The 21,979-nt window shown below is 62.6% G+C and carries 23 protein-coding genes and 1 tRNA gene; 11 read left to right on the forward strand and 13 right to left on the reverse strand.

The features are described from left to right. Window positions 1-407 precede the first annotated feature (407 nt). From JQ558_RS13990 to JQ558_RS14000, 3 genes are all read left to right on the forward strand, one after another. Window positions 408-2,162, forward strand: coding sequence for a PAS domain S-box protein (locus JQ558_RS13990; RefSeq protein ID WP_212293971.1), 1,755 nt, complete (start codon window positions 408-410; stop codon window positions 2,160-2,162). Next, entirely contained in the window at window positions 2,159-2,824 is a 666-nt protein-coding gene (locus tag JQ558_RS13995) for a response regulator transcription factor (protein ID WP_212208942.1), read from the forward strand. Before JQ558_RS13990 ends, JQ558_RS13995 begins: the two co-directional genes overlap by 4 nt. Before the next feature lie 236 nt (window positions 2,825-3,060). Further along, entirely contained in the window at window positions 3,061-3,450 is a 390-nt protein-coding gene (locus tag JQ558_RS14000; RefSeq protein WP_249119392.1) for a response regulator transcription factor, read from the forward strand. A gap of 865 nt (window positions 3,451-4,315) precedes the next feature. Here the strand turns inward: JQ558_RS14000 and JQ558_RS14005 are convergent. The 3 genes from JQ558_RS14005 to JQ558_RS14015 form a co-directional block, all read right to left on the reverse strand. Beyond that, window positions 4,316-4,495: a hypothetical protein gene (locus JQ558_RS14005; RefSeq protein ID WP_192733787.1), complete on the reverse strand. Its 180-nt coding sequence runs from the start codon at window positions 4,493-4,495 to the stop codon at window positions 4,316-4,318. A gap of 48 nt (window positions 4,496-4,543) precedes the next feature. Beyond that, window positions 4,544-4,780, reverse strand: a complete 237-nt coding sequence (locus JQ558_RS14010; RefSeq protein ID WP_211998140.1) for a hypothetical protein — start codon at window positions 4,778-4,780, stop codon at window positions 4,544-4,546. Between the two features lie 661 nt (window positions 4,781-5,441). Beyond that, window positions 5,442-6,020: a hypothetical protein gene (locus JQ558_RS14015; RefSeq protein ID WP_212293972.1), complete on the reverse strand. Its 579-nt coding sequence runs from the start codon at window positions 6,018-6,020 to the stop codon at window positions 5,442-5,444. A 412-nt stretch (window positions 6,021-6,432) separates the two neighbouring features. Here JQ558_RS14015 and JQ558_RS14020 point away from each other — a divergent pair, with 412 nt between their 5' ends. Beyond that, complete coding sequence (locus JQ558_RS14020; RefSeq protein ID WP_212034861.1) at window positions 6,433-7,095, forward strand: peroxiredoxin; 663 nt, start codon at window positions 6,433-6,435, stop codon at window positions 7,093-7,095. A gap of 99 nt (window positions 7,096-7,194) precedes the next feature. Here JQ558_RS14020 and JQ558_RS14025 read toward each other — a convergent pair whose 3' ends face one another. Next, a complete protein-coding gene (locus JQ558_RS14025) occupies window positions 7,195-8,931 on the reverse strand; it encodes a methyl-accepting chemotaxis protein (RefSeq protein WP_212293973.1) in 1,737 nt (578 codons plus the stop codon). 108 nt (window positions 8,932-9,039) lie between these two features. Here JQ558_RS14025 and JQ558_RS14030 point away from each other — a divergent pair, with 108 nt between their 5' ends. Then, window positions 9,040-10,479, forward strand: a complete 1,440-nt coding sequence (locus JQ558_RS14030; protein WP_212293974.1) for a deoxyribodipyrimidine photo-lyase — start codon at window positions 9,040-9,042, stop codon at window positions 10,477-10,479. 6 nt (window positions 10,480-10,485) lie between these two features. On the opposite strand, the gene JQ558_RS14035 is transcribed toward JQ558_RS14030, so the two are convergent. Together JQ558_RS14035 and JQ558_RS14040 are read right to left on the reverse strand one after the other, a co-directional pair. After that, window positions 10,486-11,361, reverse strand: coding sequence for a DMT family transporter (locus JQ558_RS14035; protein ID WP_212272214.1), 876 nt, complete (start codon window positions 11,359-11,361; stop codon window positions 10,486-10,488). A 274-nt stretch (window positions 11,362-11,635) separates the two neighbouring features. Next, window positions 11,636-12,082 (reverse strand): hypothetical protein, encoded by a 447-nt coding sequence (locus tag JQ558_RS14040; RefSeq protein WP_212293975.1) that lies wholly within the window; start codon window positions 12,080-12,082, stop codon window positions 11,636-11,638. A gap of 231 nt (window positions 12,083-12,313) precedes the next feature. Between JQ558_RS14040 and JQ558_RS14045 the strand changes: the two genes are divergently transcribed. From JQ558_RS14045 to JQ558_RS14055, 3 genes are all read left to right on the forward strand, one after another. Continuing rightward, entirely contained in the window at window positions 12,314-12,571 is a 258-nt protein-coding gene (locus tag JQ558_RS14045; protein WP_212293976.1) for a hypothetical protein, read from the forward strand. A gap of 52 nt (window positions 12,572-12,623) precedes the next feature. Next, window positions 12,624-12,700 (forward strand) — tRNA-Arg (locus tag JQ558_RS14050). A gap of 58 nt (window positions 12,701-12,758) precedes the next feature. Continuing rightward, entirely contained in the window at window positions 12,759-13,148 is a 390-nt protein-coding gene (locus JQ558_RS14055) for a hypothetical protein (RefSeq protein WP_409363399.1), read from the forward strand. Window positions 13,149-13,199: 51 nt separating this feature from the next. Here JQ558_RS14055 and JQ558_RS14060 read toward each other — a convergent pair whose 3' ends face one another. Beyond that, the gene (locus JQ558_RS14060) at window positions 13,200-13,670 is read right to left on the reverse strand and encodes a hypothetical protein (protein ID WP_249119393.1); all 471 of its coding nucleotides are present in this window, start codon (window positions 13,668-13,670) and stop codon (window positions 13,200-13,202) included. Between the two features lie 96 nt (window positions 13,671-13,766). Further along, on the reverse strand, window positions 13,767-14,336 hold the full coding sequence (locus JQ558_RS14065; protein ID WP_212208936.1) for a hypothetical protein: 570 nt from the start codon (window positions 14,334-14,336) through the stop codon (window positions 13,767-13,769). Between the two features lie 264 nt (window positions 14,337-14,600). Here JQ558_RS14065 and JQ558_RS14070 point away from each other — a divergent pair, with 264 nt between their 5' ends. Together JQ558_RS14070 and JQ558_RS14075 are read left to right on the forward strand one after the other, a co-directional pair. Further along, a complete protein-coding gene (locus JQ558_RS14070) occupies window positions 14,601-14,984 on the forward strand; it encodes a VOC family protein (RefSeq protein WP_192733798.1) in 384 nt (127 codons plus the stop codon). 110 nt (window positions 14,985-15,094) lie between these two features. Continuing rightward, complete coding sequence (locus JQ558_RS14075; RefSeq protein WP_192733799.1) at window positions 15,095-15,442, forward strand: GrlR family regulatory protein; 348 nt, start codon at window positions 15,095-15,097, stop codon at window positions 15,440-15,442. A 9-nt stretch (window positions 15,443-15,451) separates the two neighbouring features. Here the strand turns inward: JQ558_RS14075 and JQ558_RS14080 are convergent, their stop codons facing one another. Together JQ558_RS14080 and JQ558_RS14085 are read right to left on the reverse strand one after the other, a co-directional pair. After that, the gene (locus tag JQ558_RS14080; RefSeq protein WP_212293977.1) at window positions 15,452-18,133 is read right to left on the reverse strand and encodes a PAS domain S-box protein; all 2,682 of its coding nucleotides are present in this window, start codon (window positions 18,131-18,133) and stop codon (window positions 15,452-15,454) included. Window positions 18,134-18,380: 247 nt separating this feature from the next. Then, window positions 18,381-19,151, reverse strand: coding sequence for an AraC family transcriptional regulator (locus tag JQ558_RS14085; protein WP_212293978.1), 771 nt, complete (start codon window positions 19,149-19,151; stop codon window positions 18,381-18,383). Between the two features lie 70 nt (window positions 19,152-19,221). Here JQ558_RS14085 and JQ558_RS14090 point away from each other — a divergent pair, with 70 nt between their 5' ends. Next, the gene (locus tag JQ558_RS14090) at window positions 19,222-19,644 is read left to right on the forward strand and encodes a nuclear transport factor 2 family protein (RefSeq protein WP_212293979.1); all 423 of its coding nucleotides are present in this window, start codon (window positions 19,222-19,224) and stop codon (window positions 19,642-19,644) included. 18 nt (window positions 19,645-19,662) lie between these two features. Here the strand turns inward: JQ558_RS14090 and JQ558_RS14095 are convergent, their stop codons facing one another. From JQ558_RS14095 to JQ558_RS14105, 3 genes are all read right to left on the reverse strand, one after another. Further along, on the reverse strand, window positions 19,663-20,487 hold the full coding sequence (locus JQ558_RS14095) for an NUDIX hydrolase (RefSeq protein WP_212293980.1): 825 nt from the start codon (window positions 20,485-20,487) through the stop codon (window positions 19,663-19,665). Between the two features lie 4 nt (window positions 20,488-20,491). Beyond that, window positions 20,492-21,445: a dihydrodipicolinate synthase family protein gene (locus JQ558_RS14100; RefSeq protein ID WP_212208931.1), complete on the reverse strand. Its 954-nt coding sequence runs from the start codon at window positions 21,443-21,445 to the stop codon at window positions 20,492-20,494. A gap of 71 nt (window positions 21,446-21,516) precedes the next feature. After that, entirely contained in the window at window positions 21,517-21,969 is a 453-nt protein-coding gene (locus JQ558_RS14105) for a GNAT family N-acetyltransferase (RefSeq protein ID WP_212208930.1), read from the reverse strand. Window positions 21,970-21,979: the final 10 nt, after the last annotated feature.

A 21,979-nucleotide genomic window follows, 5' to 3' on the forward strand; every position in this document is an offset into this window, starting at 1 on the left:
AAGAGCGATGGCGCGAGATACCTGCTGCCGCTCGGCTATCGCGCAAGCCTAGTCGCGGAGATTCGCCGAACCATTGAACGGAGGTTGATATGCACGTTACATTTGGGTGAGAGGAGCATACTTAGGTTTAGGATCAGCCGCCCAAGCCTTGCGAGGGACGAGCGCCCTCCTCCACCCGCAGCGATATCCAGTTGTCGACGTTGCGCGTTCCGCGACTGTCAACCGAGGCTTGCAGGCGCGACGAACGGCCGCGACCGCAAGCGCTTTGAGCCACCTGCGTATCGCGATGCACCATACCTCCGGGCCGGGAAAAGCTGCTAGGATACGGCCCATTCGTGGGGCCACGTGTTGCCGTTGATGGTGATGATCACCTGACGACGCGGCGCGGGGCCGGATGGCCGAATGCCATGCGTAACCAGATACTAAAATCCCGGCGCTCAGCCGAGCAGTCGCTGCTCGGCGGCATGGCGCTGGCATCGTTGACGGCGGCTTGCATCTGGCTCGTGCTCGGTCCCGCCCCGGAGGTTGCCGACTATCTGATTGCCGTCGCGCTGCTGCTCGCCCTGTTTCTCGCCTCATTGATCGTGATGCACCTGGTAGGAAGCACCCGCAGGCAAATGGAAGACGCGCTTGAGAGCCGGGCAAGCGCCGAACAACGCGCAATAGAAGCCCTGCGTGAGAGCGAGGCGCAGTGGAAGGAGGTGTTCGAGCACAACCCCGTCATGTACTTCATGGTCGATGCGGACGGCATCGTCCTGTCGGTCAACACTTTTGGCGCCGCCCAGCTCGGCTATCTCGTCAGCGAACTACGGGGACAACCGGTGCTCGGCGTGTTCTTTGAAGCAGACTGGGACACGGTGCGAAAAAGCGTTGAAATCTGTCTGGCGCATATCGGGCAAACGCATAGCTGGGAGATCCGAAAGGTTCGCAAGGACGGTTCGGCGCTGTGGGTTCGTGAAAACGCGAAGGCCGTACGACGGCAGGATGACCGGCTGATCGTCCTGATCGCATGCGAGGACATCACCGAGCGCAAGGAGGCTGAAAACGCCTTGCGGCAGAGTGGGAACTATCTGGCGGAAGCACAGCGATTGAGCCACACCGGCAGCTTCGGCTGGCGCGTCGCCACCGGCGAAATTATCTGGTCGGACGAAACCTTCAGGATATTCGGTTTTGAAAAGGCACCTTCTGTCGTACTCGACACGGTCGTTCAACGCATTCATCCCGACGATCGAGCGGGCGCGCAACAAAACATCGACCGGGCATCCCGCGACGGCACGCATTTCGATCACGAATATCGATTGCTGATGCCCGGCGGCTCCGTCAAATATGTCCATGCAACGGCGCATGCCGTAACCGATGCATCTGATGGCATCGAATTTGTCGGCGCGGTGACGGACATCACGGCACGAAGGCGAGCGGAGGAGAAATTGCACGAGGCGCAGGCTGAACTGGCGCATGTCACGCGCGTGACGGCGCTCGGGGAGCTGGCCGCGTCGATTGCCCATGAAGTGAACCAGCCGCTGGCCGCCGTCGTCGCCAACGCCTCGGCCGCGCTGCGTTGGCTCGACCGCGACACTCCCGAACTGCAGGAAGCGCGCAGCGCTCTGGCCTCGATTATCGATGACGGCAACCGGGCGGGCGAAGTGATCCAGCGCGTCCGCGGGCTGGTAAGCAAGACCGCCGATCAGAAAGCGCCCCTCGACATCAATGCGCTCGTCAATGAGGTGGTCACCTTGCTGCATCGCGAACTGTTCAGCCAGCGGATCGTGCTGCGGAAGGACCTCGCGCCCGCTCTCGGCCAGGTCCTCGGCGATCGGATTCAGCTGCAGCAGGTCATCCTCAATCTCGTCATCAACGCCATTGAAGCGATGCAACCGGTCATTGACCGGCCGCGCAAGCTGGCGATCCGGACGCACCAGGATGACGCCCACGAGATTCTGGTCACGGTAACAGACTCCGGTGTCGGATTGGCCGTTCAGAATGCCGACCGGCTGTTCGCCCCGTTCTTCACCACCAAACCCGACGGCATGGGCATGGGCCTGTCGATCTGCCGATCAATCGTCGAGTCCCATGGCGGGCGATTGTCGGCCTCCGTCAATGTCGGGCCCGGCGCGACGTTTCAGTTCAGCCTGCCGATGCATCAAGAGGACCATACGCCGTGACCGGCCGCTCAAACTCGCCTCGCACCATTGGCGGCCCGGACGAGCCGATCGTCTATGTTGTCGACGATGACGTGTCGGTGCGTGAAGCGCTCCGGAATCTTTTCCGCTCGGTGGGCTTGCGGGTCGAAGTGTTCGGTTCGGGCGCTGAATTTCTGCAGAGCAAGCTGCCGGACGTTGCGAGCTGCCTGATCCTTGACATCAGGCTGCCTCGACTGAGCGGCCTCGACTTTCAGGCCGACCTTGCCAAGGCAGGCATTCACATTCCCATCGTCTTCATGACGGGCCACGGCGATATCCCGATGACGGTCAGGGCCATGAAGGCCGGGGCTGTCGACTTCTTGACCAAGCCATTCCGCGATCAGGACATGCTGGATGCCGTGACGGCGGCCATCGAACGCGATCGAAGTAGCCGGAATGAAGCAAAGATCCGCTCTGACCTGCACGCGCTGTTCGCGACCTTGACTGCCCGGGAGCGGGAGGTGATGGCGCTGGTCACGTCCGGGCTCATGAACAAGCAGATCGCGGCCGAAATCGGCATTGCCGAGATTACCGTGAAGATACACCGCGGAAACATCATGAGAAAAATGGCCGCGAAATCGCTGGCCGATCTGGTGAAGATGGCCCAGGCACTCGAAATACAGCGCCCGGCGCCGCCCCAATAGCCTGGCGGATAAAGCATGATCCGGAAAAGTGGGTACCGGTTTTCCGAAAGATCATGCTCAAACAAAGAGATGGAGCAGGATGACGGTTCGAAGAAACGTCATTCTGCTCTAGTTGAGCGCTCCAAATCCCGTTCTGCAAACCTAAGTATGATTTTCCGCCCCTGATTTGCGACGCACTCTGCTCCCAAGCGGCTTGCAGCAAGAGGCATTCTGCCAGCACGTCAGGAAGCACCGCTTTGGCCAACCCACCCGTGATTTCAATCATTGACGATGACGGCTCCGTTCGCACCGCGACCTACAATCTCGTGCGGACGCTTGGATACGTCGTTCACACCTTTGAATCGGCCGGAGCGTTCCTGCGGTCGCCTCATCTGGATGACACCTCGTGCGTGATCGCAGATATTCAAATGCCGGTCATGAGCGGTCTCGAGCTGCAAGCTCACCTGGTTGCCGACGGATACCGGCTGCCATTCATTTTCATCACGGCTTTCGCGACCGAGAGCGCGCGCATGCAAGCGCTGAAGGCCGGCGCGAGCTGCTTTCTCACCAAACCCTTCACGGGAGAGGCGTTGATCAACTGCCTCGACGCCGCGCTGGGCGAGCACGGCGAGGAAAAGAGCAGATGACCCGATCCGATTGGGTTAGCACGGCATCGCACCGCTATTCCGATCGGTCTGGCGACAGGGACAGAACAACCATTCCATTCCACCGAAATTGGCGGTTTCGAGCCGGTCATACCTAGGGATAAGCCGATCAACCATCTAGACAAGTTGAATATGGGGCGGGACGGAATGAGAGTGACGCATCGTTGCCCTCCGGTCATCCGACGGCACGACAACCAGTACACCACGATCAGTGAATGGCAATTCCTCAGGAGGAGGTCGCCATGCGTACAGGCCCACGCTGTTCCGAATGCGACAGTGAAGAACCCAAGATAGTATGCCTGCGAAATCCGGCGCGTGAACGTTACTGCGGACGTTCTTGTCTCGGCCAGGGCCAGGAAAAATTCATTCGCCTGATCCTGCGAACGAATGCGGAGGCCGCATCATGACAAACCGTTGCGACAATCCGAACTGCGACCGCCCCTTCGGGTTGGTCCGTTTCAGCTGGCGCTTCGGGCAATTCTGCTCGTCCAGGTGCCGCGAGCAGTGCAAGCGTCAGCGGGATCGTAACAAGGCCTACTGGAGATGGCTCTACAAATGCCCCGAGCCGTCTGTCGCAAACCAGAAATAATCCAGCGATGCGACAGCTCCGGACAGGAGACCGTCTGTCGGACGTAGACGAGCCGAAACCGTCGAGGTGGAACTTGTCGATAGAGTAAGTGGAGGAGCCATCATGACAAGCGCGCAAGCGATGTTGATCGGAGCACTACTCGCGTGGACGCCTTCGGTTCTAGTGCTCGCCTGGCTCTTGCGGGACATTCGAGACACACGCGGCCCGGATTAGCCGCGATCCAGCTTCGGCGCGCGACTTGTCGTCCGCGCCGCGCCATCATCCGGCAAGCCAGCGACCCTTGTGGATGTCGAACTTCACTAGACCTTCGTCGCGCATTTTCAGAAGCAGCGACTGGCAGGCTTCCTCATTCGGAAGATTGGCGCGTTTCATGATCTCGTAGACCTTGAGCGGCTTCTCGCGAAGCGCATTCAGGATATTCTCGCGATCCTTGAGCATGACTATTCCCTGTAGACCAAAACCGACATTGATTGTTGAACGTGCCGCTTAGACCATGGCCAGTTTGATTTGACCATCGTCAAGGATGCCGGTCGCCAGAGCCTCGCGCGCCATCCGCTCGATCACGGGCCAATTGGTGAGCAGATATTTGTGGGCCAGCGCCTGCGTCGGAAGATCGGTTTGCAGAAGGCAGCGCTGCCGCGCGTTGCCGTTCGCGATCTGAAAGGATACCGCTTGCGGTCCCTCGATGATCTCTTGCTCGGTGGGTTTGGCAACCAGCCGCATACGCTATTCCCTGTGAAACTTGTGAGGCCAGGCTGTTCGGATCGACCGCAACTGACGCGGATATATCGTCGGGCGACCCGTCAGGACTGATCGTTCTCGACCTTCGGGGAGCGTTTCGGCTTTTGGTCAGCACCGGGCTGCGTGTTGCGGACCGCGTTCGTCAGCATCTCCCGCAGTTCCGCCTTGGTCATCGGTGGTTGCCGCGCGACAGATGCTTTCCATTGTGCCATGGGATTCCATATGGGGTGCCGGATCGGGAATTAAAGGCCCATGTATGCTCGTGTGCGCATTCTTATGCACACATTGCACACGAGAGCGGGGGTGCAGCGCGCATCCGGCATTCCCTGCGCCCTCTGAACGGAGGGCGAGGAAATTACTGGCAAAGCTCGGTCACAACGTGTCGCGAGAATGCGAAACCGTATCTTCCGTCATTGCGAGCGCAGCGAAGCAATCCATGCATCTGTTATGCCGAGACGTGGATTGCTTCGCTGCACTCGCAATGACGCAGATAGGCCGCGGCGTACTGGGTCCCCCGCATTCGCGGAGGACGACAGCGTTGTGTGGGGCCCGGTACCATCGCGGTCCAACCACCCTGCCCCATCAAACAAAAGCGGCAGGGAAAATCCCCGCCGCTTGTGAATTCAATGATGCGAGAATGACGTTACAGCATCCCCATGTCCAGCATGCCTGGCAGCTGCGCAAGCGGCAGTGCGGCGGCGCCGACCAGGGTCGCGACCATCGCGGCCAGCGCGTGGTTGGAGCGGCGCTTGCCGCGCATCTGGGCGGCAATCCACTCCAGCACCTTGGTGTCGATGTTGACGGCCTTGGCCGGGGCCCAGCTTTCGATGTCGGTGTCCGGCGACAGGGCAACCGTGCGCGGCGGCACGGGCAGTCCGGATTCGGACGCCGCATGATGGGCGACCGCCTTGGCCAAGAGATCGTCGAAACGGCCACCGTCGCTGCGCTCGGCGGCGGCGTCGCTGATTTCGAACAGCGCCTCGGCTTCGGCGCGGCTGACCGGCTGATGCTCGACGGCGGATGCGGTAAGGATGCGGGCGCACCAAGCGGCGTCATCGGCATCGAGAGCACGGGAAAAATGGATGCGGCCCTTGGTGGTCGGGCCCTCGCCGGTGATGACGCCGTCGCGCACGATGGTCAGCGCGTGGGCGGCGGTCTTGCGGCAGGAAGGCTGGAGAACGGCGAACGCTTCAATAGATTTGGTAGTATTAGGGGCAGACATAGCTTGCACTTCTCAATTTCTTTTTCTGATCCAGCATTGCGATGCCGGCGTAAACGAGTGGTTAACGATTCGAAACTTGCATTGCGAGATTTTTAGATGGTTGCCAATTAGTCGCTGTGACTCCAGTTAGTCGCTGTGACTGATGTCACGGTTCAGTTGAATGACCGATGAACGCCCCGGCAACCGGGACCGGGGTCTTGCGGACCATAAAAGGCGATATCGGGGCAATCCGGGCGATTACCGCCGCCGTGGATTTTTCGTCGCAGGGGCGCAGATCGAAAGAAGGTGCTAGGAGTTCCCTATTCGCGGAGAAGGATCTCGCCTTTTTTGGCCGGAGGTTCCCTTCCACCCTGCTAGGGCCTATACAGATCAACAGAAATTCTCCTGCAACTTGAATAAGATGAGGTGTACCATGGCACTCCAGATTGGCGCAGTCGCCCCGGACTTCGAAGCCCAGACCACCGAGGGCAAAATCAAATTCCACGACTGGATCGGCTCAAATTGGGCGCTGTTGTTCTCGCATCCGAAGGATTTCACGCCGGTTTGCACCACCGAACTCGGCGCTCTCGCAAAGTTGAAGGGCGAATTCGACAAGCGCGGCGTCAAGCTGATGGGGCTCAGCGTCGATCCCGTCGACAAGCATTCGAAATGGTCGGAGGACATCAAGGAGACGCAAGGCGCGGCGCCGAACTATCCGATGATCGGCGACACCGATTTCAACGTGTCAAAACTCTACGACATGCTCCCCGCCTCGACCTCGGGGGATGTCGCAACGCGGACCGCTGCAGATAACCAGACCGTGCGCAACGTCTTCATCATCGGACCGGACAAGAAGATCAAGCTGGTGCTGGTTTATCCGATGACCACAGGCCGCAATTTCCAGGAAATCTTGCGCGTGATCGATTCCCTGCAGATGACGGCCAAACATCGCGTCGCGACGCCGGCCGACTGGAAACAGGGCGAAGATGTCATCATCGCCGGCTCGGTCACCGACGACGAGGCCAAGACGATCTATCCACAGGGCTGGAAGTCGCCGAAGCCGTACATCCGGATCGTGCCGCAGCCGAAACAGTAACGGTTCATCGCGCATTCGCGCGTCAGACAAAAATATGACGCCGGTTCTGATGCCATCAGAACCGGCGTCACGGAAAGATAGGCAATAGCCAGATTGCGATCAGGCCGCGCGAACGCGGTCCAGGAACTTCTCGACCTCGGCCTTCAGATGCAGGCTCTCGCCCGACAGCGCCTGCGCCGAGGCAAACATGCGGTTGGACGTCTCGCCGGTCTCGCCGGCGCCCTGCGCAGCGTTGCGGATGTTGACGGCGACGTCGGCGGTCCCGCTCGCGGCGGCCCGCACGCTCTGGGCGATGTTCGCCGTCGCACCGCGCTGTTGCTCGACCGCGGCCGAAATCGAGGTCGCGATATCGCTGATGCGCTCGATGGTCTGGCCAATCGCCTTGATCGCGCTGACCGACTCTTCGGTCGCAAGCTGCATGCTGCCGATCTGACTCGAGATCTCCTCGGTGGCCTTGGCGGTCTGGCCGGCGAGGCTCTTGACCTCTTGGGCCACCACGGCAAATCCGCGGCCGGCATCGCCGGCGCGGGCGGCCTCGATGGTCGCGTTGAGCGCCAGAAGATTGGTCTGCTCGGCGATCGAGGTGATAAGTTTCACCACGTCGCCGATCCGCGCGCCCGCCTCCGACAGCTCGTTGATGCGCTGGTCGGTGGCCGCGGCCTGCTTGACGGCGTCGGCCGCGATCCCGTTGGATTCCTGGACGCGGCGGGTGATCTCGGCAATCGAGTTGGAGAGTTCATCGGAAGCAACGGCCGCGGTGCGGACATGCTCGGAGGCGGTCTCCGACGCGCCCGCCGACTGGCCCGAAAGCCCGGCGGTGGTCCGCGCGGTCTCGGTAAGTTGCTTGGCCACGCGCTCGAATTCACCCGAGGAATTCAGCACCTTGTCGAGGATGCCGCCGACGCTGGTCTGGAACTCGTCGACGAACCCGCGCAATTCGGTCTTGCGCTGTTCGGCGGCGGCAGAAGCGGCCGCGGTCTGTTCGTCGCGAAGCCGGCGGCGCTCGAGCGAGTTGTTCTTGAACACCGCGACCGTGCGCGCGATCTCGCCGATCTCGTCCATGCGCTCGTGATGACCGACCTCGACATCGCTGTTGCCGTTGGCAATGGCCGTCAGCGTCGCCGTGACCGAAGTCAGCGGCTTGGTCACGCGGCGCACGATCAGCATCGTCAGCATCATCACCAGCAGCGCTGCAATGCCCGCCGCGATCGCCATGTTCTGGATCGCATGCGACAGCATGGTCTCGAACTGCGCCATCGGAATGCCGACATAGAGAACGCCGATCACCTTTCCGGTCGAATTCGCGATCGGGTAATAGGCCGTCATGAACGTCTTGCCGAACAGCGTGGCCGGCCCCTTATAGGCCTCGCCGCGACGCAGGATCGGCTGTCCCGGATGGTCGGGCGCAAGCTGGGTGCCGACGGCGCGGTCGCCATTTTCCTTCTTCACGTTGGTGGAGCGGCGGACGAACTGGTTGCTGGCCTCGTCATAGACGAACAGCGTCGCGTTGCCGCCGACATAGCCGACCGAGCGATCGACGATCGCGTGGTCCTTGAATTCGGGCATCTTCGCCGCTTCGGCCTTGGCGACCATGCCGTCTTTCAGCGTGATCTTGGCGTCGGGGTAGGTCTCGGCAAAGGACAGCGCCAGGGTGCGCAGATTGACCTCGATGTCACGAAGCGCCCGGTCGCCGAACTCAGAGTTGAGCGACCAATAGGCCGCGCCTACCACCAGCGCGGTATTCACCGCGATCAGGAGGACGGCGGAAATGACCGCCTTGGTGCCGAGACGAAGTTTCAGCGACGGCAGGAGTTTTCCAAGTGACAGCAAGGACATGTGCAATTTTCCCCAAATCGGGCTCAATTTGACGGTTCTTGCTTACGATCGCATTAATGAATGCAACCCTAGGCAAAGCCTCAGGAATTTGATGAAACTGATGCGCGCATGACGAGTCCTCGCCCGGCCATCGTCTGGTACCGTGAGGACCTGCGCCTTTCGGACCATCCCGCCCTGCACGCGGCCGCCAGCACACAAGCGCCGGTTGTGTGCATTTTCGTGCTCGACGAGAGGACGCCGGGCGTTCGTCCGCTCGGAGGTGCTGCCCGCTGGTGGCTGGCGCAGTCGTTGCGCGCCTTGCAGGAGAGCCTCCGGGATCGGGGCGCGTCCTTCGTATTGCGCCGAGGGTCGGCCTCCACGGTCATTGCCGGCCTTGCGCGCGAGGTCGATGCCGGCGCCGTCTATTGGAACGAGATTGCACAGGCACCGCAGCAGCGGGCGGCGGATCAGGTCGCGGCGGCACTCGGTGGTGTTAGGACTCACAGATCTCCCGGCGACCTGCTGGTGGCGCCGAGCCAGATCCGGAACAAGGAGAACCGTGGCCTGCGGGTGTTCACGCCGTTCTGGCGGCGGGTGCAATCCCTCGGCGATCCGCCAAAACCAGTGCCGGCGCCGACGAAGCTGAACGGCATATCCGGTATCGCCAGCGATGCGCTGGAAGACTGGCATCTCGAGCCCACCCGTCCCGACTGGGCCGGCGGTCTGCGCGAAAACTGGCGGCCCGGCGAAGCTGCGGCGCAGGCGCGGCTCAAGGCGTTCCTCGCCGGTGGTATCGCCGGCTATTCCGGTGACCGCGACCGCCCTGACCGCGAGGGCACTTCGCTTCTGTCGCCGCATCTGCGCTTCGGCGAGATCAGCCCGCGTCAGGTCTGGCACGCCGCAAAATTCGCCGCCGCTGAGCACCCTCGCCTGTCATCCGATATCGATAAATTCCTCAGCGAACTCGGCTGGCGCGAATTCTGCCGTCATCTGCTCTACGACGTGCCGGATCTCGCAACGCGCAATCTGCAGGCATCGTTCGATGCATTTCCCTGGAAGCACGACACCAAGGCATTGCGCGCCTGGCAGCGCGGCCTGACCGGCTACCCCATCGTCGACGCCGGCATGCGCGAACTCTGGCACACCGGCGTGATGCACAACCGGGTGCGGATGGTGGTGGCCTCGTTCCTCGTCAAGCATCTCCTGATCGACTGGCGCGAGGGCGAGCAATGGTTCTGGGATACGCTCGTCGATGCCGATGCCGGCAGCAACCCGGCTAACTGGCAGTGGGTCGCCGGTTGCGGCGCCGACGCCGCACCCTACTTCCGGGTATTCAATCCGATCCTGCAAGGCGAGAAGTTCGATCCCGACGGCGTCTATGTCAGGCGCTGGGTGCCGGAGGTGAAGCAACTGCCCGACAAAGTGATCCATCAACCCTGGACCGCGACACCGCTTGAACTGGCAAGCGCCGGCATCGAACTCGGCAAAACCTATCCGCGGCCGATCATCGATCACAAGGCTGGTCGCGAACGCGCGCTCGCGGCCTATGCGAGCATTCGCAATGCCTGAACATCCTCACGCGGCGCGCCGGTTGACCAGCAACACGGCGGCGGCGCACGCGATCATCCCTACGATGGCGATTGCATCGAGACGTTCGCCGAACAGCACATAGGCCATCAGCGCCGTCACCGCTGGCACCAGATAGAACAGGCTCGCCACCGACGTCGCGGCTGAGCGACGGATCAGCCAGTACAACAACCCGATCGATCCGATCGACAGCACAACGACCAGCCAGCTCAGCGCGAGCGTGAACTCCGTGGTCCAATGCACCACGTTGTTCTCGAACAGCCATGCCCCGATTCCAAAGAAGATCGTCACCGCGACGTATTGCACGAGATTGCCCGCGCGCCAGTCGATCGCGTTGCAATAGCGCCGCTGGTACAGCGTGCCGAGCGTGATGCTGATCAACGACACGCCGGAAGCGAGCCAGCCCCACCCCGCCTCGCCGCTCATCGGCCGGTTGTGCAGGATCAGCACCACGCCCGCCAGCCCGAGCAAAAGTCCGGCCCATTGAATGGCCGTGACGCGCTCGCCGAGCCAGCGGTTGGCGATGGTCGAGGTCAGGATCGGCTGCAGGCCGGGGATCAGCGCGGACAGCCCTGCGGGAATCGAATGCGCAATCGCTATCGCGGTGCCGCCGAGATAGAACCCGTGCACCAGAATGCCGGCGACGGCGCTATGGAAGATGCCGATCCGATCCGGCCAGCGGGGCCGCGCGATCGCGACGATGCCAGCCATCAAGACCACCACCAGCGCCATCCGGATCGCAAGATAGGTCAAGGGATCGGCGTTATTGACGACGTATTTGGTGGCGATGAAGCCGGTGCTCCACAGCACGACGAAAATCGCCGGCGCCGCCCGCGCGGCAATATCTTCATGGTCACGGTTCATTTGCGAACGCGTAGTGCCCGATCACATGCCATGCGGCAAGGACTGATCGCGCGGGTCGATCGCGCGCCATGTCGTGACAACATCGCAAGATCCTGAACGCACTCAAGGCCAGGGCCTGATGCCCGACGGTACCTTGCGTTTCTCGCTCGGCACAAACCCATTGACCACTACATGAGCCACTCGACATCCGCGAAAAGGCGCGGGAAATCGATCCGAGGCTTCGTGACGTTCTAAGAAGAACTGACGGCGCGCGGCCGGCGCGGTTGCGCCCGGCTCAAAACGCTTCCGGACAGGGATCGACGATCTTCCAGAGCTCGCCACCGTTCTTGATCTTCTTCATCTCGGTGGTGAGCCCGCCATTGCGGCGAATCCAGTCTTTCACGGTATCCGGATAATAGGACATCAGGTCCGACGTTCCGTCAGAGCTCGTGACCTTGATGCCGAAGGTGAAGGCCTTGTCGTAATAGGCCTGATGGAAGCCGAGGCTCGCCTTGGGCGTCACGCAAATCTTGTTCATCGGCACGATGCCGAACACCAGTGTGCAGGCCGAGTTGCAGATGCCGTCGATGATGACGCGTTCCTTGCGGTCGCGGATGCGCTTGTACTTAACCTTGTATTCCTCGACGTAGCCGCCATGGTCGCGCGTGATGTGCAGATCGGCCCGCGCCGGGGTCGCGACCAGAACCGAGAGGAACAGCAGGGCAAGGGACGTGATGCGCATGGGTCGATCGGGAACCGGATAGCCTTGTCAAAGCGGAGGGTGGCCCTTGAAGTCCCGACCACACCGCAGAACCTTGGCCGGACTGTGTTGGGATTTCGTTAAGCATCCCTTAGGGGCCAAAAATAGGCAAGCTTCCGCCAGTTTTCCGCAGCTTTTCCGGTCGTTTCGCGTAAAATGGTGCCCGGATCGGCCAAAAACGTCTAGTTTCCAGTGGGATCCCCGGAGAATCAAATGCCCAAAGCCAAGTTCTTGATCGCCGCCGCCCTGTTTGCTGCCGCGGCCCTGGCGCCCAGCCTGGCGGACGCCCGCCATAACCGGCATCGCCGCCATCACCATCACTGGCTGCCCTACCCGATCAGCTACATGCACAATTACGGGCCCGGCTCGCAGCCCGGCACTTTTGCCTATTATGACGGCCCTTCGACCAACTACTGCCGCCAGGGCTCAGCCGCCTACATCGGCCAGGGCGGCCGGCACCCCTGTTACTGACGTTCCGCTGCTGGCCCTGCCCGGACAAGTCTGATAATCGGGCGGGCTACAGGCACTCGTAGCTCAGCTGGATAGAGCATCGGATTTCGATTCCGAGGGTCGGGAGTTCGAATCTCTCCGAGTGCGCCATTTCCGCGCATGACCGAACCGGCAAACCACGCATTCGAGAGCGATTGATATGAGAAAGATGATCCTGGCGCTGGCGATCATGTATCCGGCCGCAGCGTTTGCTCAGGGAACGGCTACGCCCGCCCCAACCAACCCGGCCCCTCCTCCGACCGTTGGCGGCAAACCGCTGGTGCAGGTCGGGTCGAAAAAGCCTTCTGGCGAGAAGAAGTCGGCCAAGGCGGCGCCCGCCAAGCCCCTGTCTCCCGCCCAGAAACTGCAGGCGTGTCAGGACATCGACGACGGAACCAAGGAACGCCTGACCTGCTATGACGGCGTCTATGCGCCGCAGCCGAAACCGAAGCCGGCGGCCGCCAAGACTGTCAGTGAATGCCGGTTCGTGAAGGAAGAAGACGAGCGGCTGACCTGCTTCAACAAATTTGTCGACAAGCTTCCGCAGTTGCCCCGGTAACCGTCAAACCGGTCGTCCTCAGGGCGGCCGATCTCACAAGCGGATAGATGCTTACCAGGTGTTACTCCCGAAGAAGCCAAAGCCAAAGTGCTGCTGCTGGGCAAAGCGCATCGTCGGCTGCTGAACCGGGCGAACCTTGGCGATCTTGCGCTTGCGCGGAGCCTGCGGCTCAACCTTCTTGGCTTCAGCCGGTACGAACTGGGCAAAAGTGTCACGCACCCGAGCCTGGGCGTTGAGGTCGGCAATCGGCGCCGGAGCCGCCGCCACCTGGGTGGTCACAGCCGGCGGAACAATGGTGGGAAGGCTCATGTCGTAAACCACGCGTTCCGGCGGTTTCTGGTCGGAACGGATCCGCACGACGGTCTTGTCGATCGAGCCTGTCGAATTGCTGGCCACGGCGACCTGTTGCGGGGCAAAGGCATCGAGCGCGAACAACAGCGCGAGCAAAGCCGCGCCGACAAACAGGAAATAGCGCGCTACGGGCATTGACGTCGCTCCCCCCGCGCCGTTCGCGCGGTACATTCGGCTAACTGGAGATATGATGATTAGTTCCTGGGGCATCCCCCAGGTTCAACGGCGGCGATCACATTTTCGGGTTCGCAGCGCCGGGTCGCAGGGCTAAGTTCGGCTTGCCGTTACCAGCGAACATTTCGCCTTGTTTGCGTTAACGTTGACGAAGCCGACCAGCACGCCCGAATAGACCTTCCGGCTCCTGGTGTTCACGGTGTCGGGGATCACTCGCCGGCGGTCGGTCAAATGGCTGCCGTCGCGGCGGGTAAAGGCGCAGGCAATCTCGATATCCTTCACCGGATACTCATTGGCGTTGCGCAGCGTGAAGGTCACGAGCGCCTTCGAGCCCAGCCCACCCCTTCGCCACGATTGCGAGGAAATCCGCAAACCCTCGATCGGCGACCTCGCTTCCGGCGCGAGCGACAACGGTGCGGTCACCGCGGCGGGCGTCGAGGCTTGGTCCGGATTCGCCAAAGTGGTCTTAGCCGCCGCATCTTCAAGCAGCGATACATTCTGCGCGTAGATGACCGAGGAAGGTTCTGCTGCGGCGTCGCCCTCGGCGTCACTTGGTCCGGGAAGCATCATCCATATCGTGCATCCCGCGATGGCGATGGCCGGCAACGCGAGCAGTCGCGCTTGCGGGGCTCCGAACGACCGTCCAGCGATCATCATGGCCATGCCCTCACCCGGCGGCGATATCACCGCACCCGCGCATGAAAAAGGCCCTACGGGCGTTACGCCGTACGGCCTCTCACACGACTGCCGCTGTACGGTTCCGCCGCTAGCTCAATAATCACGCACGGTCAGAATGGTTGCACGCGAGCTCGACAATTTTACGGCCGCCGAGGCGCACCGCAGGGGATGGAATTGCGGACCACCGGCCGCTAGATTGGCGGCGCGGCAACAATCACCGCGACGGGCACGAGGCTTGGGGAGACGAATATGCCGACAGTAACTTGGGACCATGTCCACCTGCGCAGTCCCGATCCGGAAGCGACCGCGGCCTGGCTTGCCGATATTCTGGGCGGCGAGATCGTCCGCGGCCCAGGCCGAATCGACGTCAAGCTCGGTGGCGCCAATGTGTTCATCGCCCCTGTTGCGGCCGGTGACGGCGTCAACACGCCGCCGGTGACGCCCTATCAGGGCCTCGATCATTTCGGACTGACGGTAAAGGACATCGATGCCGTCGCCGCCGAAATCAAGGCCAAAGGCGTCGAGTTCACCAAGCCACCGACAACGATCCGGCCCGGCGTACGCATCTGCTTCATCCGCGGACCGCAGGGCATTTCCATCGAGCTCCTGGAGCGCGACCAGAAATACGCGTGATCCACCGCGCTGCGCGCGCATACAAACGGCCTAGCACGTTGACGCTGCGGGTGCCGCTTTGGCATAAAAGCTGACCGGGTTCCGTGGGCGCGGAGGCCGATTGGGACGTCATGAAAAACGGTCTGTATTCGATCCACGTCAGCCTGCTGGACGGGCGGTCCGGCAAGGGCAGCGGTGTGATTCTGTTCCGGGATGGCCAAATCCTCGGCGGCGATGCCTATCTGTTTTACACCGGCAGCTACACGGTGAAGGGCGATACCTTCAAGGGCGAGGTGCTGGTGCAGCGTCACACATCGAGCCCCGATGCCAATCCGCTGTTCGGCGGGCCGGCCCCCGTCGGCATCGGCGTATCCGGCACGTTCACCGATACGCGGGGAACCATGAACGGGACGGCGCTGGTCGGCAAAGCCAGCCAGATTTTCGGCGCCACGCTGCGCAAGCTGGCCGATACGAACTAGCGCGCCGGTCTACTCTGCCGCCATTTCAAGCGGCGCGATGCGCGGCAGGATCATCTGGATCCGCGTGCCGCCGCCCGGCTCCGAATCAAGGTCGAGCCGCCCGCCTAACCGGTTGGTCACGATGCTGTAGACGATGTGCAGGCCAAGCCCGGTGCCGCCCTGGTCACGCCGCGTCGTGAAGAACGGATCGAACGCGCGGCGACGAACGTCGAGGGTCATGCCGCATCCATTGTCGGAAAACAGGACCTCGACATTGTCCTTGCCGGACTCGCGCACCTGGATATCGACCGTGCCCGGCTTGCCGTCAGGGAACGCGTGCGCGACCGAATTGAGAAACAGATTGGTCAGCACCTGTCCGTAAGGCCCGGGATAGCTGTTCATCGTCAGGTTGGGCTGGCAATCGACGTTGAGCGTCAGATTGTGTTTGCGAAGGCCCGGCCGCAAGCTCATCACCACCTGCTCGGTGAGATCGCCAAGGTCGAAGCTGCGCTGGTCGGAATAGTTGCGGTCGGCGGCGACCTGCTTGAACGACTGGATCAGTTCGGCGGCGCGATTGAGATTGGCGACGAGCTGCGATGACGCGTCGCGACTGGTTTCGAGAAAATCGGTCAAACTGGACCGCCGCAGTTCGCCACGCGCCACTTCGGCGGTGAAATTCGCCGCCTTGCGCTCCAGCGCGGAGGCGACCGTGAGACTGATGCCGACGGGATTGTTGACCTCGTGCGCGACGCCCGCCACCAGCCGCCCGAGGGCTGCGAGCTTTTCGGCTTCAATCAGCGAATTCTGCGTTTCCCGCAAATTTCGCAGCGCGCCTTCCGCGGCGTCCTTGGCCTTGCGCATCTCGAGTTCGACGCGCTTGCGCTCGCCGATGTCGAGCGCGACCGTGACGATGTTCTCGATCTCGCCCGAGGCGTCCAGTAGCGGCAGCTTGTTGACCAGCCATTGCCGCATATTGCCGGTGGAATCCTTGTACTCTTCCTCATAGAAGCCGAGTTCGCTGCCGCCGGCCAGCACCCGCTTGTCCGGCTCATCGGTTTTCGCCGCGCCATAGCGCGACATCAGGTCGGCCGTGGTGCGACCGATGGCTTCCCCGGGCTCGATGCCAAAAATACCGGCCATGTAGCGGTTCATCAGGAGATAGCGGAGCTGCCTGTCCTTGACGTTGATCACCGCGGGCACGGTATCGATCACCTGCTGCAGCAAACGGCGACCTTCGGCGATCGCATCCTCGGCCCGTTTCTGGTCGGTGATGTCGCGGACCGTTCCCTCGTAACGGATCAGTTCGCCATCCTCGTTGCGCACGGCGCTGGCGCTGTCAGAGAGCCAGAGCACCGTCCCGTCGCGCGCGCGAACCTGGTATTCGTACTCGCGTACCATGCCGTCGCGTTCCATCAGCCGCTCATATTCCACGCGCGCCTGCGGATCGACATAGACGGATTCGGAGACGTCGCCGAGGCCGTTGATCAGATCCTGCGGCGTGGCGTAACCCATCATCCGCGCCAGCGCCGGGTTGGCATTGAGCAGCGCGCCTCCGGGCGTGGTGACGTAGATTCCGTCCACCGACGCCTCGAACAATTTTCGATAGCTTTCCTCGGCGAGGCGCTGTTCGGCCAGGGCGCGTACCGCCGCCTCGCGCGCCGCGTCGGCATCGACCAGCGTCTGGCGAAACACTTCGGCGGCTCGCGCGATATCGCCGATTTCGTTGTCGACATCGGTCTGCGGGATCGAGGTGTTTTTTTCGCCGCCGGCCACCTTGCGGATCGAGGTTGCGATCGTCGCGAGCGGACGCACGGTGCGCCTGACCACCAGCAGCGAGGCGAACAGCCCGATCAGGACGCCGGCGGTGCCGAGCACGATGCTCTGCCATTTAGCCTCCGTCAGCGTCCGGGCGAAATCGCGGGACAGTACATGGCCGCGACGCGCGCTGACCTCACGCAACAATTCGGTGACGCGCTGGATCAGGCGGCCCTCCGCGCCCAGCACTTCCTTGTCGATGTCGGAAATCTGCCGCTCGCGGGTCGAAATGTTGATAATCGCCAGGGCATAATCATCGACGGCCGCGCGAAGCTTTGGCTCCGCCATGGTCATCGAGCGCATGCTTTGCGCCGCCAGTTCAGCCGCGGAGGGATTTCGCGCCAGCAAAGCCGAGGCAATCTGGCTTTGGGTTTGAAACAGCGCCGACGCCATCAGTGGATCGGGGGTGTCGGCGATCGCGGCATCGAATTTCTCGCGCAGCGGCGGTAGCCCGACGATCAGCTCCGCGCGGCGGTTGATCAGGGCGGAAATACGCTCGATGCCGCTGCGGTAGGTCGACAGGCGCTCGGTGACGCCATCGATCATATCCTGCTGTTCGGGAGCAAGCTCCAGCCGGGTTTTCTTCAGGACCTCGCTGAGCGAGGTCGCCGCCTCGCCGACCTGGACCGATTGGGTGCCGGGGTCGGTGACGAAATCCCTTGCCGCCAGCCGCAACTCGTTCATGCGCCGGTCGATATCCTGGGCGAGGTCGCCGACGCTTTCCAGCCGCTGCAGCTCGGCGAAGGTCGCATCGATGTGGCGGATGGCGATGACGCTGGCGGTGGAGGTGATGATGATCACCGCCAGCACCAGCATGAAACTGCCGAATGTCAGCTGGCCGATCGACAACGAAAACGATCGCGTCGTTGGCGAATTCGGCGGCAATTCAGAGGTCATGTTATCGAGGCCAGGCTCCTATCGGCGGCAATATACGACGTTATTCGGGTCGTGGGGAACATGCTGAAATAGCTCGCGAAGCCGGCCAGACCGGCCTGGCGGTGCACCGGTCCACCCCCCTTGGTCACGCTGGCGTCACACTGCCGGTCCCGGCTGCCCCAATCCGGGATTTTGGGCGCTGCGGGGCTTTGCCGTGCGGCAAAATGGCCAGGTCTTCCCTCGGGCATCACGCCCCACCGCGCCTTGCCTAGCCCTCCACAGGCTGCAAGGTTTTCAGCAGGTCGGACGGCATCATGCCGAACATGTCGCGAAAGGCGCTGCTGAAATGCGCCGAACTGGCAAAGCCGGCGGCGTGGGCGGCTTCAGTCAGGGACGAGCCCTCACCGCAGGCACGCACCGCCGCGCCCATCCGGTTCCAGATCCGGTAACGCCGCAAGGGCACACCGGTCTCCGCCTTGAACAGATGCAGGAACCGCGACGCCGACAGCCCCGCCTGCTCCGCCAGTTCAGTGAGCCGGTGGGCTTTATGCGGCTCATCCCGCATCAGCCGCAGCGCCACCGATATCCGCGCATTGGCTTTGGTGCGCGTGCCGACACCGAGCAATTCGCCGAGCGACGAACGTCCGTCGCGCGTCGGGATGCGATCTTCGGCAAGGCCGGTCATGATCTCGATCACCGCGGCCTCTTCCCGCAGATCGAACGCCGCACGCGGGCGCGTATCCGTCATTCGCGCCAGCAAGGCCTTGAGGTCGCGCCCCAGCGGATCGACATAGAGGAACGCCATGCGCCCGCGCGCGATCCGCAGATGATGCAGGCTGTTGGGCAATATCAACACGCTACGCGTGGAACGATAGTCGGTCGCGGGGTCCGTCGGATCGTCGGCCACTTCCAGCGCCGCATCGAGGCCCATGGCAAGCACGGCGGTCGCATTGCGGTGCGGCGTCAATCCGAAGGCCGGGCCGAGATAGAGCACGCGGGCGCCCCACCCCAACAATTTCGCCCCGCCGATTGCGCGCATAGCCAGTTTCTGAAAGCCCGGATCGTTCAGGCGGAGCTAGGGTGCCGGGATGACAACAGGACCCGGTACGATGACAGATAAGCCTGATGATACCGACAGCCAAGCCGCGATTCAGCGCACCCGGCAGGCCGTGACGCGCTACGCAAGCGCCTGGCTTGCCGGCGACCGCGCCGCGCTCGCCGCCTGCTACCACGACGACTTCACGCTGCACTATTTCGGCCGCAACCCGCTCGCTGGCGACCACCGGGGCAAGATGGCGGCGCTTTCGATCCTGGCCGAGGTCACCCGCCGCACCAGCCGGAAACTGCTCGGCATCGTCGACATCATGGCCGGCCCCGAGCGTGGCGCGCTGCTGGTGCGCGAGCGCTTCGAGCGCGATGGCAAGGCGGCGGAGTTCGAGCGGCTGCTGGTCTATGCCGTGCGGGACGGGTTGCTCGGGGAATGCTGGGTTTGGGATCAGGATCAGGCGGTGATCGACACGTATCTCGCGTGAGGCGTCTGTCTATGACGCCTAACCGACCGAGCCGACCTCGAACACGTCGCCGTCATAGCCGGCCTCGAGCGGAATCCGGAGCTGACGGCCGCCGTTGTTCCTGGTCATGATCGGCGTCACCGTGACGACGGATTTGCCTCTGGAATCCTCGAGCGCGGCCTGCACGCTGTCCTGCTTGCCGAGCTTGATCAGGTTGCGCGTGGTCGGGAACGGCAGCTTGAAGCGGCCGCTCTCGCCGCCTTCCAGCGCCTCGCGCGGCGACACCCAGATTGAATCGGTGGATTCCTTGCCGTCATGGGCGCCGACCTGTTCGGGCGGCGCGGCGGCGAGGAAGAACCAGGTGTCAAAACGTTTCGGCATGCCTTCCGGCGTAATCCAGTGCGCATAGGGCACGAGTTCATCGAGCGCCAGCACCATGCCGTTGTCGGTCAGCACCTGGAGGAAGCTGATCTTGCTGTCGCACAGGTCGGCACGATGTGCGGTCTCGATCTCGCTGGCCCTTTTGGCGTCGACGAGCGTCTTCGAGCCCTTGGGGCGCGCCAGCAGGATGCCGCTCTCTTCAAAGGTCTCGCGGATCGCCGCGATGCGGAAGCTGAGCGTGGCCTCATCGAGCCCCTCGCCGCCTGAATACAGTTCGGGCGCCGCGATGATCTCCTGGTCGCCCTTGTCGACGCTGCCGCCGGGAAACACCAGCGCGCCGGAATTGAAGTCGATCTCATAATGGCGAACCATCATGAAGACCTCGATTTCGGCGCGGCTCATGCCGTCGCCCCTTCGCTCCGTGGCGTCGCGCAGCAACAGGATGGTGGACGCAGGGCGCGGTGCTTTGGCGGGTTCGGTCATCGGATCAACCCGCCGCGCTGGATTGCGGTTGCAGGTTGGCGCGGCGATCGACCCGCGCCACCCGCGACAGCAGATATTCGACTTCGGCCTTTGCCGTCGCCGTGATGGTCGCGCCCGGCTTGCGCTGCGCACTGGAGGCGATCACGCCGCGCTTCTGCAGCACGTACTTGCGCACCGCAAGGCCCGCACCGGGCTGCTGCTCGTAGCGGATCAGCGGCAGATGCGCATCGAACAGATCGTGCGCGGCGTCGCGCTTGCCGGCCTTTTGCAGTTTTACGACATCGATCAGCAATTCCGGGAAAGCGTAGCCGGTCATCGCGCCATCGGCGCCGCGCTCCATCTCGAAATCGAGGAACAGGCCGCCATTGCCGACCAGAATGGACATCGGCTTCAGCGAGCCGTCCTTCTGGAAGCTCCGCAGCGTGGAGATCTTCTCCAGCCCCGGCCAGTCCTCGTGCTTGAGCATCACGCAGGAAGGCGAATCCATCACGATCTTGCGAATCACCGCGGGCGTGAACACGACGTTGAGCGTCAGCGGATAATCCTGCAGCACCCAGGGAATGTCGTCGCCGATCGCTTCCTGCGCCTGCTTGAAATAGCCGGTGATCTGGTCGTCGGTGCGTAAGTGAGGCGGCGGCGCGATCATGACGCCGGCAGCGCCCGCGTCCATGGACGCCTTCGCCAGCGAACGCATGGTGGCAAATCCGGGCGCCGAGACGCCGACGATGATCTGCATGTTCTTGGCGCGTTTTACAAACCGGATCGCCACCTGCTCGGCTTCATGCGCATCGAGCTTCGGCGCCTCGCCCAAAATGCCGAGCACGGTGACGCCGTCGCAGCCGACTTCGGCATAGAAGTCGGTCAGGCGGTCGATCGATTTCTCGTCGATGCGGCCGTCATCGTGGAACGGGGTCGGCGCAATCGCAAAGGTGCCTGCGGCCTGGGCGGTAAGCTTCATGGTCAGTTTCCGTAAATGAGGGTGAGAGGACGAAATCCCTGAACTAGTGATACCACCGACTGACTGGCGCCTCAAAGCGAGAGATTGAGCCTGGGAATGAACCTTCCGGGGATCGAGCCGGATGGAACAACGCCATCGTCGACCGCCCCCATGCGGCGGTAGAACGGGGCCGCATCCGGGTCGGCGTCGATCAGCATGGTCGTGGCCCCCGCGGCGCGTGCCGTGGCCTTGGCCCAATCGAGCAGCTGTCGGCCGGTGCCGGCGCGAAGCATGCCCGGTTCGACAAACAGCCTTTCGAGCTGCGCGACATCGCCTTCGGATTTCACCTCTGCAACGCCGGCGAGACGGCCATCGACTTCAGCGACCTGCACGCGGGATGACATGATCGCTGCAGGCGTCATCGTCAGCTCCCTTCGGCACGCCTGCATGAAGGCCGCGTCATAGCCCCACACGGCCTTGGAGCGCAGGCACAATTCGGTAAGTGCCGGCGCTTCCTCTGGACGAGCGGGCCGCAGTGCGAGCATGAAGCCTCCT

The sequence above is a fragment of the Bradyrhizobium sp. AUGA SZCCT0160 genome (assembly GCF_018130105.1).
Lineage (GTDB): Bacteria > Pseudomonadota > Alphaproteobacteria > Rhizobiales > Xanthobacteraceae > Bradyrhizobium.

What these genes read in the sequence shown, in the direction of transcription:
- JQ558_RS14035 (WP_212272214.1), bottom strand. Translation starts at nt 11,361, where the DNA reads ATGAACCGTGACCATGAAGATATTGCCGCGCGGGCGGCGCCGGCGATT.
- JQ558_RS14060 (WP_249119393.1), bottom strand. Translation starts at nt 13,670, where the DNA reads ATGTACCGCGCGAACGGCGCGGGGGGAGCGACGTCAATGCCCGTAGCG.
- JQ558_RS14010 (WP_211998140.1), bottom strand. Translation starts at nt 4,780, where the DNA reads ATGCGGCTGGTTGCCAAACCCACCGAGCAAGAGATCATCGAGGGACCG.
- JQ558_RS14070 (WP_192733798.1), top strand. Translation starts at nt 14,601, where the DNA reads ATGCCGACAGTAACTTGGGACCATGTCCACCTGCGCAGTCCCGATCCG.
- JQ558_RS14065 (WP_212208936.1), bottom strand. Translation starts at nt 14,336, where the DNA reads ATGGCCATGATGATCGCTGGACGGTCGTTCGGAGCCCCGCAAGCGCGA.
- JQ558_RS14040 (WP_212293975.1), bottom strand. Translation starts at nt 12,082, where the DNA reads ATGCGCATCACGTCCCTTGCCCTGCTGTTCCTCTCGGTTCTGGTCGCG.
- JQ558_RS14015 (WP_212293972.1), bottom strand. Translation starts at nt 6,020, where the DNA reads ATGTCTGCCCCTAATACTACCAAATCTATTGAAGCGTTCGCCGTTCTC.
- JQ558_RS14045 (WP_212293976.1), top strand. Translation starts at nt 12,314, where the DNA reads ATGCCCAAAGCCAAGTTCTTGATCGCCGCCGCCCTGTTTGCTGCCGCG.
- JQ558_RS14105 (WP_212208930.1), bottom strand. Translation starts at nt 21,969, where the DNA reads ATGCTCGCACTGCGGCCCGCTCGTCCAGAGGAAGCGCCGGCACTTACC.
- JQ558_RS13990 (WP_212293971.1), top strand. Translation starts at nt 408, where the DNA reads ATGCGTAACCAGATACTAAAATCCCGGCGCTCAGCCGAGCAGTCGCTG.
- JQ558_RS14090 (WP_212293979.1), top strand. Translation starts at nt 19,222, where the DNA reads ATGACAGATAAGCCTGATGATACCGACAGCCAAGCCGCGATTCAGCGC.
- JQ558_RS14025 (WP_212293973.1), bottom strand. Translation starts at nt 8,931, where the DNA reads ATGTCCTTGCTGTCACTTGGAAAACTCCTGCCGTCGCTGAAACTTCGT.
- JQ558_RS14005 (WP_192733787.1), bottom strand. Translation starts at nt 4,495, where the DNA reads ATGCTCAAGGATCGCGAGAATATCCTGAATGCGCTTCGCGAGAAGCCG.
- JQ558_RS14080 (WP_212293977.1), bottom strand. Translation starts at nt 18,133, where the DNA reads ATGACCTCTGAATTGCCGCCGAATTCGCCAACGACGCGATCGTTTTCG.
- JQ558_RS14075 (WP_192733799.1), top strand. Translation starts at nt 15,095, where the DNA reads ATGAAAAACGGTCTGTATTCGATCCACGTCAGCCTGCTGGACGGGCGG.
- JQ558_RS14100 (WP_212208931.1), bottom strand. Translation starts at nt 21,445, where the DNA reads ATGAAGCTTACCGCCCAGGCCGCAGGCACCTTTGCGATTGCGCCGACC.
- JQ558_RS14020 (WP_212034861.1), top strand. Translation starts at nt 6,433, where the DNA reads ATGGCACTCCAGATTGGCGCAGTCGCCCCGGACTTCGAAGCCCAGACC.
- JQ558_RS14085 (WP_212293978.1), bottom strand. Translation starts at nt 19,151, where the DNA reads ATGCGCGCAATCGGCGGGGCGAAATTGTTGGGGTGGGGCGCCCGCGTG.
- JQ558_RS14055 (WP_409363399.1), top strand. Translation starts at nt 12,759, where the DNA reads ATGATCCTGGCGCTGGCGATCATGTATCCGGCCGCAGCGTTTGCTCAG.
- JQ558_RS14030 (WP_212293974.1), top strand. Translation starts at nt 9,040, where the DNA reads ATGACGAGTCCTCGCCCGGCCATCGTCTGGTACCGTGAGGACCTGCGC.
- JQ558_RS14095 (WP_212293980.1), bottom strand. Translation starts at nt 20,487, where the DNA reads ATGACCGAACCCGCCAAAGCACCGCGCCCTGCGTCCACCATCCTGTTG.